The sequence below is a fragment of the Alloyangia pacifica genome, assembly GCF_003111685.1.
GTDB lineage: Bacteria > Pseudomonadota > Alphaproteobacteria > Rhodobacterales > Rhodobacteraceae > Salipiger > Salipiger pacificus_A.
On record NZ_CP022191.1, the window covers coordinates 159,179 to 173,969 of the forward strand.

Annotated in this window: 12 protein-coding genes; 5 read left to right on the forward strand and 7 right to left on the reverse strand. The window is 68.7% G+C overall.

Annotation, left to right across the window (positions count from 1 at the left end; genetic code table 11):
- Nucleotides 1–6 precede the first annotated feature (6 nt).
- The 3 genes from CEW88_RS19930 to CEW88_RS19940 form a co-directional block, all read right to left on the reverse strand.
- Complete coding sequence (locus CEW88_RS19930) at nucleotides 7–1,263, reverse strand: capsular biosynthesis protein (RefSeq protein WP_108970120.1); 1,257 nt, start codon at nucleotides 1,261–1,263, stop codon at nucleotides 7–9.
- Between the two features lie 23 nt (nucleotides 1,264–1,286).
- Nucleotides 1,287–2,753, reverse strand: coding sequence for a hypothetical protein (locus CEW88_RS19935; RefSeq protein ID WP_254694568.1), 1,467 nt, complete (start codon nucleotides 2,751–2,753; stop codon nucleotides 1,287–1,289).
- A gap of 142 nt (nucleotides 2,754–2,895) precedes the next feature.
- Nucleotides 2,896–3,510, reverse strand: a complete 615-nt coding sequence (locus CEW88_RS19940) for a response regulator transcription factor (RefSeq protein ID WP_108970121.1) — start codon at nucleotides 3,508–3,510, stop codon at nucleotides 2,896–2,898.
- A gap of 282 nt (nucleotides 3,511–3,792) precedes the next feature.
- Between CEW88_RS19940 and CEW88_RS19945 the strand changes: the two genes are divergently transcribed.
- Entirely contained in the window at nucleotides 3,793–5,154 is a 1,362-nt protein-coding gene (locus CEW88_RS19945) for a WecB/TagA/CpsF family glycosyltransferase (protein WP_438839488.1), read from the forward strand.
- 129 nt (nucleotides 5,155–5,283) lie between these two features.
- Here the strand turns inward: CEW88_RS19945 and CEW88_RS19950 are convergent, their stop codons facing one another.
- The gene (locus CEW88_RS19950) at nucleotides 5,284–6,453 is read right to left on the reverse strand and encodes a polysaccharide biosynthesis/export family protein (protein ID WP_108970122.1); all 1,170 of its coding nucleotides are present in this window, start codon (nucleotides 6,451–6,453) and stop codon (nucleotides 5,284–5,286) included.
- A gap of 254 nt (nucleotides 6,454–6,707) precedes the next feature.
- Between CEW88_RS19950 and CEW88_RS19955 the strand changes: the two genes are divergently transcribed.
- The 4 genes from CEW88_RS19955 to CEW88_RS19970 all read left to right on the forward strand — a co-directional run bounded on the left by CEW88_RS19955 (nucleotide 6,708) and on the right by CEW88_RS19970 (nucleotide 11,054).
- Complete coding sequence (locus CEW88_RS19955; protein WP_108970123.1) at nucleotides 6,708–7,958, forward strand: oligosaccharide flippase family protein; 1,251 nt, start codon at nucleotides 6,708–6,710, stop codon at nucleotides 7,956–7,958.
- A 3-nt stretch (nucleotides 7,959–7,961) separates the two neighbouring features.
- Nucleotides 7,962–8,882, forward strand: coding sequence for a glycosyltransferase family 2 protein (locus CEW88_RS19960; RefSeq protein ID WP_108970124.1), 921 nt, complete (start codon nucleotides 7,962–7,964; stop codon nucleotides 8,880–8,882).
- A 23-nt stretch (nucleotides 8,883–8,905) separates the two neighbouring features.
- Complete coding sequence (locus CEW88_RS19965; protein WP_108970125.1) at nucleotides 8,906–9,916, forward strand: glycosyltransferase family 2 protein; 1,011 nt, start codon at nucleotides 8,906–8,908, stop codon at nucleotides 9,914–9,916.
- A 97-nt stretch (nucleotides 9,917–10,013) separates the two neighbouring features.
- Complete coding sequence (locus CEW88_RS19970) at nucleotides 10,014–11,054, forward strand: glycosyltransferase family 4 protein (RefSeq protein WP_159099690.1); 1,041 nt, start codon at nucleotides 10,014–10,016, stop codon at nucleotides 11,052–11,054.
- A 284-nt stretch (nucleotides 11,055–11,338) separates the two neighbouring features.
- Here the strand turns inward: CEW88_RS19970 and CEW88_RS19975 are convergent, their stop codons facing one another.
- Genes CEW88_RS19975 through CEW88_RS19985 form a run of 3 tightly spaced genes read right to left on the reverse strand, consistent with a single transcriptional unit; the run spans nucleotide 11,339 to nucleotide 14,774 of the window.
- Nucleotides 11,339–12,382: a glycosyltransferase family 4 protein gene (locus CEW88_RS19975; RefSeq protein WP_108970127.1), complete on the reverse strand. Its 1,044-nt coding sequence runs from the start codon at nucleotides 12,380–12,382 to the stop codon at nucleotides 11,339–11,341.
- Nucleotides 12,379–13,974 (reverse strand): ABC transporter permease, encoded by a 1,596-nt coding sequence (locus CEW88_RS19980; RefSeq protein ID WP_254694569.1) that lies wholly within the window; start codon nucleotides 13,972–13,974, stop codon nucleotides 12,379–12,381. Before CEW88_RS19980 ends, CEW88_RS19975 begins: the two co-directional genes overlap by 4 nt.
- A complete protein-coding gene (locus CEW88_RS19985; protein ID WP_108970128.1) occupies nucleotides 13,971–14,774 on the reverse strand; it encodes an ABC transporter ATP-binding protein in 804 nt (267 codons plus the stop codon). The genes CEW88_RS19980 and CEW88_RS19985 overlap by 4 nt, the downstream gene beginning before the upstream one ends.
- Nucleotides 14,775–14,791: the final 17 nt, after the last annotated feature.

Consider the following 14,791-nt stretch of genomic DNA (forward strand, 5'->3'; position numbering starts at 1 on the left):
TGCCCTTCAAGGCGCGCGCGCATCCGCCATCTCGCGAAGATGCACGCCAAGCATCAAGAGCGCCGGCCAGAACATATAGGCCTCGATCTCGAGGTTCTCTCCAAAAGAGAGCAGGATCAGCGTCATCAGAATACCCAGCGGGAGGCGACCGCGCGGATGGCGGGTTGCGTCAGCGAGGACGACCACGAGATGTGCCACCAGCGGCACGAAAAGCGCGCCGAAACCCACCAGCCCCTTCACGAAGAGCAAACCGAACCAGGTGTGATGGCTGCCGATGGGCATGTATTCGACGAGATGCGGGCCCGGCTGCACGGTCCCGTGCCCAAACCATGGCGCCTCTTCCCGCCACCGCTCGAAGGCGATGCGTTGCAGCGCCTCGCGCACCCGTGTGCTGTCGGCGCGGGCGCCCTTGAAGGCCGCGACGCTCGCCTGGGCGCTCGTGAGGAGCCATGTGCCCAACACCGCAAGAGATGCAGTGGCGCCAGAGAGTGCCAGCCAGGCCGCACTGCGCAGAACCAGCGGCAGCATTCGGGGCCCGATCGTGCAGGCCACCAGCCCGACGAGACCCATCCGCGATTTCGAGGCGAGGATCATGAGCAGGCCGGCCCCGACCCCCGCCGCCATCCAGCCACGATGCCTTTCCTCGAGCGCAAAGAGCACCATGACCACGCCAAGCAGTGCCGCGAAGGGAGACCAAGGGAGATAGAACTGCCAGCGCGGTGTCCATGAGGCGGGATCATAGGTGAAGAAATAGACCGAAAAATACTCCGGCCCCGGCCCTCCGATGGCTTTCAGCGGTGAGGTGAAGATGCGTTCGGGCATGCCAATGTAAGGCGCGGCGAGCAGCACGGGCGCGAGCACGAGCGTCCAGAAACCGATGGCGCATTGTCCGCGGATCAAGACTTCGCGGCGGATCGGCAGCACGGCGCCCGCCAGGATGAAGAGCGCAACCAGCGCCCAGCCCTTGGCCCAGCCGATCGAGGACTTGATGGTCTGCTTGAGACCCAGCCCCCAGCCCAGGTGCCCGCCCCAGAGCGCGACCAGCATGACCAGCATGCCCGCGAGCCAGAGCCAGACCAAAGCCGGAACCGGCCCCGTTGCGCGCAGATCGGCGCGGATCGCCGGTCCCAGGTAGAGCGCCAGCACCGCCATGCCCGCGAAGGTCCAGCCCAGCACCGGACCGACCACGTAGAGCGCGCCCATCCCGTAGAACACCCATGTCATCACCATGACGCGCCAGGCCAGGGCCTCGGGCGGGGACATGGCGTCGGGCCGGCCCCGCCCGGTCACGGCGCACCAAGGGGACGGGCGAGGATGCGCCCGATCAGCGGACGGCGGATCCAGGCGAGAAACAACCCCAAGACCAGCATCATAGTCGCCGCCCCCCCGGCCGCGAGCGCCAACTTGCGGTTGGGCGAGGTCGGCCGGTCTGGCAACGAGGGGTTCTCCAGGACCTGCACCAGCGGGTAGGAGGCGTAAATGTCGGCCTTGCTGGATTGGCTGCGCGCGATGGCCGAGGCGAAAACCGCTTCGGCCACCGAGAAGTCCCGCTGCATGTCCTCGAGCCGCGCCGCGACGGGCGCCAGCTTGTTCAGACGCGCGGTCTCGGCATCGAGGCGGCGCGCCACCGTATCGCGTTCGGAGAGCAGACCCTCGCGCGCGGCCTCTTCGCGGACAAGCTCCGCGAGCAGCTCGGCCCGCGCTCCGGGCTGCGCGAGATCGAGCGCCGCCACCGCGTCAGCCGAGAGGCCGGTCAGGGCCATGGCGCGGGTGCGGGCCATGGTCCGCGCCGCGTCGAGCGCCGCGCGCGCGGCGGTCACCTCGGGGTGGCGCAGGCCATATCGAGCCCCGGCCTGCGCCAGCGCCGCGGTGTGCAATGCGATTTCGTCCAGCAGAGCCGTGTAGTCGGCATCGGCGTAGAGCTTGATGCTGACCGCTGCTTGCTCGGGCGCGATGCCCAGGCTGCGTGAGAGCGCGGCAACAGCCTCGGTCTTCTGCGCGACGTCCGAGGCGAGCCCGGCCAGATCTGAACGCAGATCATCCGCCGCCGCGACGAGCCGATCGTATTGCGCCGAGGACACCAAGCCGGTTTCAGCCTGGAGCGCGGCGATGGTCTGCCGTGTGTCGGCGACCGAGCCGCGATAGTCCTCGATGGCCGACAGCGCCCCGGCCTCGCGCACCGACAGCTCGTCAACGCGCAGCGCGTCAACCTCGGTGAAGAACGCTTGGCGCAGCGCCTCGGTGCGGTCACGCGCGTCTTCGGGGGTGGGACCCTTCATCTGCACCCGGATGAGCCCGGTTTGGTCCACAAGTTCGACCTTTGGCCGTCCGATGGCCCGCGGCTCTTCTCCCAGCGTGGTCGCCGCGGCATCGACGATGCGGTCGGCGCTGAGCAGGCGCTTGTAGGTTTCGGTCGGGCTGATCGCGTTCGAGGAGAATGCCGAATTGGCGTAGGAAGACGCCTGCCCGATGTCGGCGAGGTTCAGCGACGCCGCCGCGCCGGAGCCGGGCAGGATCAACGACATCTCGGAGCTGAAGCTGAGCGGCGCCTTCCTGAGGTAGGTTGTGATCGGGCCCCAGATCGCCACCGCCCCCAGCGACGCGAGGATCAGGTAGCGCGGCAGGCGGACGAGGTCGCTCGGTCGTCCGCCGCCGAAGATCCGCCCCAGCGAGAGCTCGCGTGGTGGCGTGCGCAGCAGGCCGGGGATGGGGGCGTGTCGGCGGGCGGACCCGCTGGCGGTGATGTCGGACATGGAGGCTCTCCTTCATCCGACAGTCTATCGCGCCATCCCCCCGGGGTCCCCTGCGCCGCCGGGTAGCAGAGCACCGTGAGGGCGAGGCCGCCTGGCTGATGGCATCGCCCCGCTATCCGAAGGGATCGCGACGCAGGACCCCTCAGGCGAGACCGACCTCCCGCGCGATCAGCGCGGCCTGGGTGCGGTTCGACGCGCCGATCTTGCGATAGAGCGTCTTCACGTGGAGCTTGATGGTCGGCTCCTGCAGATCGAGATCTCGGGCGATCTCCTTGTTCGACTTGCCTTCGGTCAGACCTTTGGCGACCTGCTGCTCGCGGCGCGACAGCTTCTCGGCCAGCGGGTGGAGTTCCCGCGTTTCGGGACCGCTCATGAACTCGAGGGGCGCGTAGACCTCGCCCATCGCCATGAATCGCACCGCGTTCACCAGCCGTCGCGCGGTCAGCGTCTTGGGGATGAAGCCACAGGCCCCCATTGCCAGCGCCTTCTCCGCCACCTCGCGCCGGGCCTCACCAGAAATCAGCGCCACCCGGGGCTGCTCCGGGCGGGCAAGCAGGCGCTCGAGGCCCGAAAGGCCGGCCATCTGCGGCATGTTGAAATCCAACAGGACGAGATCGAACGGTCCGTCCTTTTCGATCAACCTTTCCGCCTCGCCGAAACTCGCAGCAGTGACGACCGCGATGTCGCTGGCAGACTCTAGAAATATGACGAGCGTGTCCCTCAGAAGGTCATGATCGTCGGCAATCAATAGGCGCATGAAAACTCCCTAACCTCGGCAATGGTCTCTCCTCCGCGCCTTAAGATAGCGCGTAGACACGCAGGAGTTGCGAAAAAATGCATTTTTGATCCGCCAGAACAGACGACCTACCCGGTGGGACAGATTTTCGATACCCGCAGCGAGGCTTTCACCTGTCAGGCTCGATGGGTTCTCCCGACGCTCCGTTGAACCGAGTCGCTGCGTCGTCAACCTTTGGGTCAACAACGATTGACCCCTGGGAGAACGCCCGTGAAACACGCCGCCGACACCGAATTCCACGCACTGAATACGCAGAAAATTCAACTAGATGACTGTGCCCTGCCGACGCGCGAAGTGATCCGCCTGCCGCTTGTCGACGCCACCGCTCAAGCCACGATCGAGGCCATGCTGGCGCCCGGGCGGAGGACCGTCGCCTTTCTCAATGCGCATTGCGCGAACGTCATGGCGCGCAACACCTCCTACGCCGACGCGCTGCGCCAGGCGGACATGATCCTGCCCGATGGCATCGGCGTCGATCTGGCGGCGCGCATGACTGGCCAGCGACTCACGGCGAATCTCAATGGAACTGATTTCGTGCCGGCCCTGCTGCGCACGGCCCGACAGCGCGGTCTTTCGGTCTTCCTTTTCGGGGGCACCCCCGGCACCGCCGAGCGCGCGGCGGACCGTCTTTGCCGCGATCTGCCCGGCCTGCGCGTGGTCGGCACGCGGGACGGCTTCAGCGGCGCCGCCGACGAGACAGCCGCAATTGACGCCATCAACGCCTCCGGCGCCGACATCCTCATTGTCGCCATGGGCGTGCCGCGGCAGGATGTCTGGCTCGCGCGAAACGCGGAACGGCTCGCCCCGCGCATCCGGCTGGGTGTCGGCGCCCTGCTGGATTTTCTTGCAGGCAACGTCCGTCGCGCCCCTGTCGCGATCCGGCAGGCGCGCTGCGAGTGGGTCTGGCGGCTGGCCATCGAGCCGCGCCGCATGGCCGGTCGCTACCTGGTCGGCAACGCCACCTTCCTGGCCCGCGCCGCGCTGCATGCGCTCGGATCGGTCGAGCCGATCGCTCTGCGCAAGCGCCTGCTTGATCTGACCCTCGCCGGTCTGGCCGCGGTCGCGCTTTCGCCGCTGCTGCTGCTGGTCGTGCTGGCGATCCGGCTCGACAGCCCCGGCTCCGCGCTCTACCGGCAGACCCGCGTCGGCAAGGACGGCGTGCCCTTCTCGGTGCTGAAATTCCGCTCCATGCACACGGATGCCGAGGAGCGGCGCGCCGCGCTTCTGGCGCAATCGGACCGCGCGGGGATCTGCTTCAAATCCAGGAACGATCCCCGGGTGACCCGCGTCGGCCGCTTCCTGCGGCGCAGCTCGCTCGACGAATTGCCGCAGATTTTCAACGTCCTGCGGGGAGAAATGTCGCTCGTCGGCCCCCGCCCCGCGCTTCCCCAGGAGGTCGCCGTCTATCCCGCACAGGCACTTGGGCGCCTCAAGGTGAAGCCCGGCATAACCGGTCTCTGGCAGATCTCGGGCCGCGCCGACATTTCCTTCGACAAGATGATCGACATGGATCTCGCCTACGGCGCGAGCCGCTCCACCCTGCTTGACCTGATGATCATCTTCCTGACCTTCCGCACCGTGCTGTCCGGCCGCGGGGCTTACTGATCCTTTAGGATCCGCCCCGCCGCACCCCAGCGGACACGCGAACGGAAGAAAGACCCGGCGCCGCCCCCCGCGCCGGGTCTTTTCGAGTCTGGCCGTTGAAGAAGGACGGGCGCTCAGCGCCGACCACGATCAGCGCAGGAACGAGACCACCCCGACGATGCCGAGAAGCTTCGCCACCTCGGTGAGGTTGGTGACGGTGCTGTCGTAGCAGGCGATGGAATCGCCGGGCAGCAGGTAAGGGTCGTAGTCGTCGCGGTCGGCGCGGCGCAGCAAGTCCTCGATGTTGCGCTCGATCACAGCCGAGACCCCCGTCACCGGGTTGCGGCTGAACAGCACCGCCGAGCGATCGGCGCTGGTGGCGCGCGGCCCGCCGACGCAGTTGGTATCGACCACCGCCTGCATGTAGCGCGTGCCCCACGGCACCTCGCGCACCTCTCGCCCGACGGCGGATTGCGCATTGCTGCTGGCCGGCTGGGTGAGGTTCGACAGGTAGAGCGACACGCCCGGCGGGCTGATCGGCGAGGGCCGCATGAGGTCTTCCTGGAAGCACTGGCGGCTCGGCACGCGGATTTCGTCCCCGGTGACGAGCATCACGTCGACCACGTTCTCGCCCTCGAAGACACCGCGCATGTCGAGCTTGTAGAGCTGCCCGCCGCGCCGCAGTTCAATCGCCGAGATATCGGCATCGGGCCGCACGCCACCGGCGGCGCGCAGCGCGGCGGAGAGGTTGCGCGCCTCGGTCGAGGCACCCATGGCACTGATCCGCACGCCGTCGCGTTGGTCCGCCCCGAGTGCGCCGATCTCGATCCGGTGCGGCTCGAACACCGCGCCAGAAACGCCGACGCTGACCGGGGCGAGATCGAGAACCCTGACAGAGATGCGCGGCCTGTCACCGTAGAATTCCTCGGCGATGAGGGCGGCGGCGAGATGGTCCTCGATTTCGTCGACGGTGCGACCCTGCGCCGGGATCGCGTCGAGGAAGGGCAGCCGGATCGTGCCGTCGCGCGACACCTCGTAGGAGCCGTTGAAGGTCTCGTCCTGCTCGACCCTAATGTCGAGAAGATCGCCCCGCGTGAGCCGCTCGCCACGCAGCGAGGCCGCGGCGAGGCCGCTGCCCTTGCCGTCGCCGCCGCCGAGCGGGGCGCGGCACGACTGGGCATTGATCGCCGGGGAGCGGAGGAACTGGGCGTTAGCGCGACTGACCTCGGGCTCGCGCCACTGCGCCTGGTAATCGCGGCCCTCTGCCACCAATCCAAGATTGTCGGGCCTGTCGTAGCTGGCGCAGCCACTTGCCGCCATGAGCGCGAGTATCGAGGCTGCCTTTAGACTTGGCTGGAACACGCAAACTCTCCGTCGGAACTAAGGGGCCGGTAAGGTCCAAATCCAGTGTTAGGCAATCTCGTCGGGCGGATCCACGTTCCCGCTAGGGTTGACGCCATATCCCATCGGATTGACGGCTGTCCGTGGGCAGCATGCAACTGTCCGCCCGCGCAGGCGACGTAGCGGCACGCCATGCGGCAAGTTCGTGGAACCAGATACCAAAGGTTCCGCCAATGCCCTTGCCCCATGCCCTTCTCGCGCTCACCGGTGTTCCGCTCGTGCGGAACCTGCTGTCCTACGGCGCGTCGGAAGTTGCGGCGAAGGCCTCGCGCCTGCTGGTCGTCATCGCCGTGTCGCGCACCATGGAGGCCGAGGCCATCGGCCTCGCAGCGGCGGCGCTCGCGGCGGCGGATATCCTCAAGGCGCTGACCGAGAACGGCGTGGGGCAGCGCATCATCGCCGCGCCCGACCACCGACTTGAAGCCACCTGCGAGACCGCGCGGAGGATTTTCACGCTCTGGTGCACCGGGCTCTTCGGGCTGCAGCTGCTGGTCGCCGGTCTGGTCGTTGCGCTTGGCGGCAGCGTCTTTGTCGGTGGCCTGATCGCGCTGCTGGCGCTCGAGTACCTCTTCATGCCCGCCGGGCTCGTGCAGGCGGCCCTGGCCATGCGCGAGGGCAAGATGCGGCAGACCGCCGCCATCGCCGGCGGACAGGTGGTGGGAGCAAACCTCATGGCGGCGCTGCTGGCGCTGCTCTGGCCCGGCGCGCTGGCGCTGGTGCTGCCGCGCATCCTCGCCGCGCCGATCTGGCTGGTCTGCATGCGCCGCCTTCGGCCCTGGAGACCGGCGCACAGCACCATGGGCGCGCCAGTCTCCGAGTTCAGCCGCTTCGGAGCCGCAGTTCTGGGCATCGAGATCGTCAAGGCCCTGCGCATGCAGGCCGACAAGCTGCTCATCGGCCTTCTCATGGGGCCCGAGATGCTCGGCCTCTACTTCCTCGCCTTCAATGCCGGGCTCGGCCTTGCCTCGTCTTTCTCGGTGGCGCTTTCGGTGGTGATCTTCCCGCATCTCTGCCGCGCCACGGACCGGGCCGAGGCGCTGCGGCAGGGCATCCTGCTGAGCCTTGCGGTGATCGCCCCGGCCGTGGCGCTGCAGGCCGCGCTGGCCCCCGTCTACGTGCCGCTGCTCTTTGGAGCCGGATGGGAGGGCATCGCCGAAGTGGTGAGCATCCTGTGCCTTGCGGCCATCCCGATGAGCCTCTGGTCGGGCGCCGCCGGCTGGCTGCGCGCCGAGGGGCGCACCGGCGAGGAGCTGCGCGCGACCATGCTGCTCACCGGCGTGCTGCTTCTGAACACGGTCGTCATGTCGCCTTTCGGCCTGACCGCGCTGGCCTGGGGCTATCTCGCCACTGCCTGCCTCACCATGGGTGCGGCGTCCCTTCCCGCCCTCATTGCCGGCTTCGGCCCGCGCCCTCAAAGGAGCTGACCCATGCCCCGCTTCTCGATCATCGTGCCCTGCTATCAGGCCGCCAAGACCATTGCCGACACGCTCGCAAGCCTGCGCGCGCAGACGGTGACCGACTGGGAGGCGCTCTGCGTCGACGATGGTTCCACCGATGCGACCTACGCGCTGCTGCGCACCGCCGCCGTGGCTGACCCGCGTATCCGCGTGTTGGAGAACCCGGGCAAGGGCCCGTCGGACGCCCGCAACCATGGGGCCGCACAGGCATCCGGCGAACTCCTCGCCTTCTGCGACGCCGACGACCTCTGGGCAGCGGACAAGCTGGCCGCGCTGGAGGCCGCCTTTGCCGACCCGGCCTGCGATGGCGCCTTCGGCAGGGTCTCCTTCTTCGAGCGCCGGGCGGAGGATGCGCGCTCCGTCTCCAGCGTTCCCTCCGCGCCGCTGAGCATCCCGATGCTCCTGGGCGAGAACCCGGTCTGCACGATGTCCAACATCGCGCTTCGGGCAAGGGTGTTTGCCCAGAGCGGGGGACTGCGCCGCGAGATGGTCCACAACGAGGATCTCGACTGGCTGATCCGTCTCGTGGGCATCGGCGCGCGGATTGACCCCATCGACAGGGTCCTCGTGCACTATCGGGTCTCGCGAAGCGGGCTCTCTGCCGACATCGAGCGCATGCGCGCGGGCCGGGCCATAGCGCTGGAAAGCGCGGCACGCTTCGGCTTCCAGCCGGACGCGCAGGCCGAGGCGGTGCATCTGCGCTACCTCGCGCGCCGGGCGCTGCGCGTCGGTCTTGGTGGCACCACCGCGCTCGGCCTCGCGCTGCGGGGCCTCGCGCTTGCCCCGGCCCGCTTCCTGACCCCGATGCACCGCGGCTGCGGCACGCTCGCCGGTGCCTTGATCGCGCCCGCCCTGCCCGCGCCGATGCGCCGCGCCCTGTTTTCACGCTGAGACATACTCCGAGGAGCCGTTCCATGTCCCATGTTCGCCACGCCCCGCTCGCCCCGATCGCCTCTGTCGTCGTGCCCGCCTTCAACGCCGCGGCGACGCTGGAGCAGACGCTCGCAAGCCTCAGGCTGCAGACCTGCCAAGGGCTCGAGATCATCGTGGTGGACGATGGCTCGACCGACGACACGCCGATGATCGCCGAGGCTGTCCGCCGGCAGGACCCGCGCGTGCGGATCGTGAGCCAGGCGAACCGAGGCCTCGCCGGAGCGCGCAACAGCGGCATTGCCGCAGCCCGCGCAGGCTATATCGGCTTTTGCGATGCCGATGACCAATGGGCCCCCGGCAAGCTCGCCGCGCATGTCGCGCATCTGGAGGCGAACCCGCTCGTCGGCCTTTCGTTCAGCGGATCGCAGCTCATGGACGAGACCGGCGCGCTCATGCGGCGTGCTCAGAAGCCGCGGCTGACAGGCATTGGCGCGGCGCATGTGTTCAAGCGCAATCCAATCGGCAACGGCTCCGTGCCCGTGTTTCGTCGCACCGCGCTCGAGGATATCGCCTGGCGCCCCGAGGGTGAGCAGCAGCAGCGCGACTGGGTCTTTGACGAGACCTTCCGGCAGTCCGAAGATATCGAATGCTGGCTGCGCCTCGCGCTGAGCACCGACTGGGAGATAGAGGGCATCCCCGGCCTTCTGACACGCTACCGGATCACTTCGGGCGGTCTGAGCGCGGCGACCGATCGCCAGTTCGCGGCCTGGGAGCGTATGGTCGAGAAGCTGACACCGCTCGATCCGCAGTTTTTTGGCCGCCATGCACCCGCCGCGCGCGCCTACCAGCTTCGCTACCTCGCCCGGCGGGCGGTCAGCGACGGACGCGGTGCCGAGGCGCGGAGGCTGCTGCGCCGCGCGCTCGCAAGTTCGCCCCGGCCGTTGATCGAGGAACCGATCCGCTCGTGTGTCACCCTCGTCGCGGCGACTTTGGTCGACCGACCGCTGGGCCGCGCCCTGCACCGGGTGGCCACGCGGCCCGCCGCGGCCTGATGCCCTTGGCGCCAGGTCCCCACGAAAATACCAAGGAGCGAGCCCGATGAGCTTTTTCAGACCCCCTGCCCCGAGCGCGTCCCTTGATCGGAAGCGCGTGATCCACCTCGTCGACGACACCACGCCCGGCGGCGTCATGCGGTATCTCGATTTCCTGAAAAACGATGCTGCGCTCGCCGAGGCGGCAGAGCATATCCTGCGCCCGGTCAGTCGCGGCGAGATCGGTCGGCTGTCGCTGGACGCCGAGGTCATCGTCTCGCACCTCTCGGTGAACTGGCGGGCCTTGCCCAGCCTCATTGCGCTGCGCGCCCGCCACGCCTCGGCACGGATGATCCATGTCGAACACAGCTACACCGCGGCTTTCACCGCGTTGAATGTGCCCAGCCGGGGGCGTTTCTTCACGCTCCTGCGAAGCGCCTACGCTCTTTTCGACAAAGTGGTGGCGGTGAGTGCCGCGCAGGGCGAATGGCTGCGCGCGCGCGGCATCGTGCCATGGGACAGGCTCGAGATCATTCGCCCGGCTGTCGACCTCTCGGACTTTGCCTCTCTGCCAGCACCCCGCACGCGGCCGCGCGTGATCGGTGCCTTCGGGCGCCTCGACCGTCAGAAAGGTCTCGACACGCTGATCTTGGCCTTTCGCAAAATCCCCGGGCACGACAAGACCCTGCGCCTCTATGGCGCCGGCGCCGATCTCGCCATGCTGAAATCGCTCGCGGCCGGGGATGCGCGGATCGAATTCCCTGGCCATGTCGCGGTTCCGGCTCTGGCCATGGCCGAGGTCGACGTGGTGGCGATGCCCTCCCGCTGGGAGGCCTATGGCATCGCCGCGCTCGAAGCGCGTGTTGCCGGACGCCCCCTGGTCGCCACGAGCATCGATGGATTGCGCGACCACGCTGGCCCCGGGGTCACGCTGGTTCGGCCGGGCGCCGTGGACGAACTTTCGCAAGCGCTTCTAGAAAATGCGACCTCCAGCCAGACCTCTGATGAGCGCATCGCTCTCGCCGCCCTCTCAGAAACGGCAACGCGCGATGGCTGGCGCCGTCTGATCATGGAAGGTACCTGCTTGACCAGTGCTCGACTTGCTGAAGCTGAGATACCCTCCCTAAGCCGGGCAGCCGTGAATTGTGGCCCCCTTTGAGGCAATGGACCCTTGGCACCTTTGGGCATGTGATCAGGTGCGGTCGTGCAGCGGGCCTCAGGGGTGCGGACTTCTGTTCGCGCACCGAGGCCGGCAAATATGCCGTGCTTGAATGGGTGGACTGACTCAACAACCGCCACCTGCTGGAGTTGAGCGGGAACGTCCCGCCAGCGTGAGCAGAGGCAGATTTCCACGCCACTCTGGAATCTGAAGGCATCGCAGCGCAACAAGACGACATCAGCCTTCGGCATACTCGGAGCGGTTCACACGGCCCAGTCCCGGTTTCAGCAGCGGAGCCCGTCCAAGACGAGCCCCATAACCGCCGCGGTGTCTTTCCACCGCGGCAGCTTCTGGCCCAGCACGCGGGAACGACGGGCAAGTTCGTCCCGCGCCGCTTGGGACAGCAGCAGGGTCCGCAGGTGTCCGGCGAAGGCCGCGGGATCATCCGGAGCGGCCAGAAGCGCCGCCTGCCCGACGGTGCCGGGCACTGCGCCGGTATCGCAGCTCACGATCGGCAACCCGTGACAGAGCGCTTCGGCAAGCGCCATGCCATATCCCTCGTAACGCGTCGCGAGGGCGAAGATGCGCGCTTTGCGGTAGGCCTCAGCCAGCGCCGCGTCGGGCAGTTCTCCGGTCAGCGCGACCCGCGTCCCGAGCCCGTGCTCGGCGATCAGAAGGGCCAGCTCGTCGGCGACCGCCGCATCATGTATTTTGCCAACGATCGAGGCCGTCCACTCCAGATCGGCGACGCGCGCAAGTGCGCGGATCAGTACGTCATGCCCCTTGCGCCGCGCCAGCAGGCCGACCGAAAGAATGCGCGGGCCCGCCTCGACGCGCGTCAGATCGCGCGGCCCGTCATGTCCGGGGAGCGCCACGGTGATCCGCGCGGGGTCAGCGCCAAGACCGATGTATGTCTGTCGCGTGTGCGGGCTGGTGACGACGATCTCGGCCGCAAGCGAGAGGTTCGTTCTTTCCTGCGCCAGAAGATGCTGCGCAATATCCGCAGGCAGCCCCTGCTCCATCCCCATGGGATGATGCAGCATGGCCACCACGGGGCAGGTCAGACGGGCCAGCGCCTCGGGGGGCATCGCCGCGAAGACCAACCCGTCGAGGATGAGAGGCTGATCCGGCGGCAGGGCCTCCAGCACTTTCGACACCTCGCGGCGCAGCGCCGCGCTCTGTTCCGCCGCCGCCGCCCCTGCGGGCAGCGCGATGTGTGTCACTTGCCGGCCCACCGCCTGCAGTTCTTCCAACAGGCGGCGCTCGTAGATGAAGCCGCCGGTCTTCTGGCGGTGATCGCCGGGGATTGCAAAGGCGCAGGGTCTCATCGGACAAGCTGCTCGGCGCTGGTGCGGGCCAGAACCGCGCGCTCTAGTGCGGCCACCAGCGCATGGGCCAGCACCGCGGCCAGCCCGACGAGGGCGATGGCGCTCCAGAGCATGCCGTAATCCGAGGTCGAGGCCACCGTCGCCATGAGCGCGCCAATGCCGCGCCCCGTGGCCAGCCACTCGGCGGTGGTGACGGCGAGGATGGCGGCGGGGATGGCCATGCGCGCCGAGGCAAAGAAGGCTGGCAGCATGGCGGGAAGCTGCGCGCCAAGCAGCCGGCGCAGCGGGCTGGCGGCATAGACGTCGAAAAGGTCGAGCACCGCGCGGGGCGTTCGGGCGAGACCGTGCTGGCAGGCGATCAGCGTGGGAAAGAAGATCATCACCGCGACCACGGTGATGGTGCCCGCCGTGCCGCGCCCGAACGCCCAGACGATCAGCGGCCCCGTGGCGATGATCGGGATTGAGCGCAGCGCGATCGACAGCGGAAGCACCACCCGCGCGAGGCGCGGCAGAAGCGTCAGCAGCAGGGCCAGCCCCGCGCCCAGCCCCAGTCCCGCCAGATAGCCCGGCCCGGCCAGCGCCAGTGTCTCTCCGAGCGCCCCGAAGAGGCGCGCGCGCTGCGCCCCGGCACCGGCACCAGTGACCAGGTAGCTCCAGACATCCTCGGGGCGTTTTGCAAAGAAGCGCGGCACGCCGAAAAGCTCCATGCTGCCTTTCCAGATCAGCAGCGTCACGCCAAGCGCCAGCAGCGCCTGCGCGGGTGCGTCCCAGACTCGCCGGCCGCGCGCGACGGGCGGTGCCATGAGCACCTCGGGCGGAGCAAGGTCGAGACGTCGGCCAAGCGCGCCGACCGCCGCGAAGGCCAGCATGGAAACACCGGCCGCGATCACCGCGATGGCCCATGTCGCAGGCAGGTCGAGCGCCCGCAGCGCCCGCACTGTCAGCACGCCAAGCCCGCGCTCGGCGCCGGTGAACTCGCCGACCATCGCCCCGAGAAAGGCCGCCGGGGCGGCGATCTGCAGACCGGCAACGAGGTAAGGCAGCGCCGCGGGCAGCCGGACTTCGCGCAGCGCGATCATTCGTCCGCGTCCGTAGCTGCGCAGCAGGTCGAACCAGCCCTGCGGGGCGGCGCGCAGCCCCACGAGGACAGGCAGAAAGGTGGTGTAATAGACTGCCAGGGCCGCCAGCGTTACCTGCGGGCCGCTGCCCGGCCCGTAGAGCACGCGCAGGATCGGCCCCGTGGCCACGAGCGGCAGGCAAAAGACCAGCAGCGCCAACGTCGAAAGAAGCCGTTCGCCGCGCGGCAGCAGCACCGCCAGCAGCGCCAGCAGCACCCCGGCAAGATTGCCCCAGAAGAACCCAAGCGCCGCCGAGGCCAACGTGGTGCCCAGTGCCCGCCAGAGCAGCCCGGCGTTGTTGGCCGCATAGGCGACGATCTGACTCGGTGCCGCGATGATGAAACTGCCCGCGGTTGCGCGGGCGGCGCCCTCCCAGATCAGCAGGACCAGCAGCAGACCGAGCCCGCGCGGCAGCGGACGCGCCCGGCGCAGAGCGGTGCGGCCGCCGCGCAGGGCTCCTCGGCCTGCGCTCATTGCGCCGCGACACTTTCGGGGTATTGGTGGTCGCGCAGCGCATCCGTCACCTGCGTACAGAGCGCGCGAAACTCTCCCGAGGCCAGTGCTTCTGGACCGCGCGGCCGCGGCAGGCGCACCGGGATGTCTGCGGCGACGCGCGCCGGGCGCGGGGTCAGCACGATCACCCGGTCCGACAGGCGCACCGCCTCGGCCACCGAATGGGTCACCAGGACCGACGTCGCACCACGCGCTTCCCAGAGCGGCGGCAACTCGGCGTTGAGCCGGTCGCGGGTCAGCGCATCCACCGCCGCGAAAGGCTCGTCGAGCAGCAGGAGCTCGGGTTCTCCGGCCAGGGCGCGGGCGATGGCGGCGCGCTGGCGCATGCCGCCAGACAGTTCCGCCGGGCGGCGGCGCTCGAAGCCAGACAGCCCGACCAGCGTGATGAGCTCGGCGATCATCTCGGGGTCGCGCGGTTTGCGCGCCAACGCCCGCCCCAACGCAATATTGCTCTCGACCGTGCGCCATGGCAGGAGCGCCGCATCCTGAAAGGCGACGGCCAGACCGGCACGTTGGCGCAGCTCGTCGGGGCTCTCTGCACCGATGGTGATCCGTCCCTCGGATGGCCGCTCGAGCCCCGCGATCAGCCGCAGCAACGTCGACTTCCCGCACCCCGAGGGCCCCACCAGCGCGGTCATTTGCCCGCCGTCGAGAACGAGATCGACCTGCGCCACCGCCTCGACCGGTCGGCCCGCCCCCGCAAAGCTCTTGGCCACCCCGACAAGATGGATATCGGGGAAGCCCTCGGGAGACTGGCTCATTGGCCCACAGCGACCCG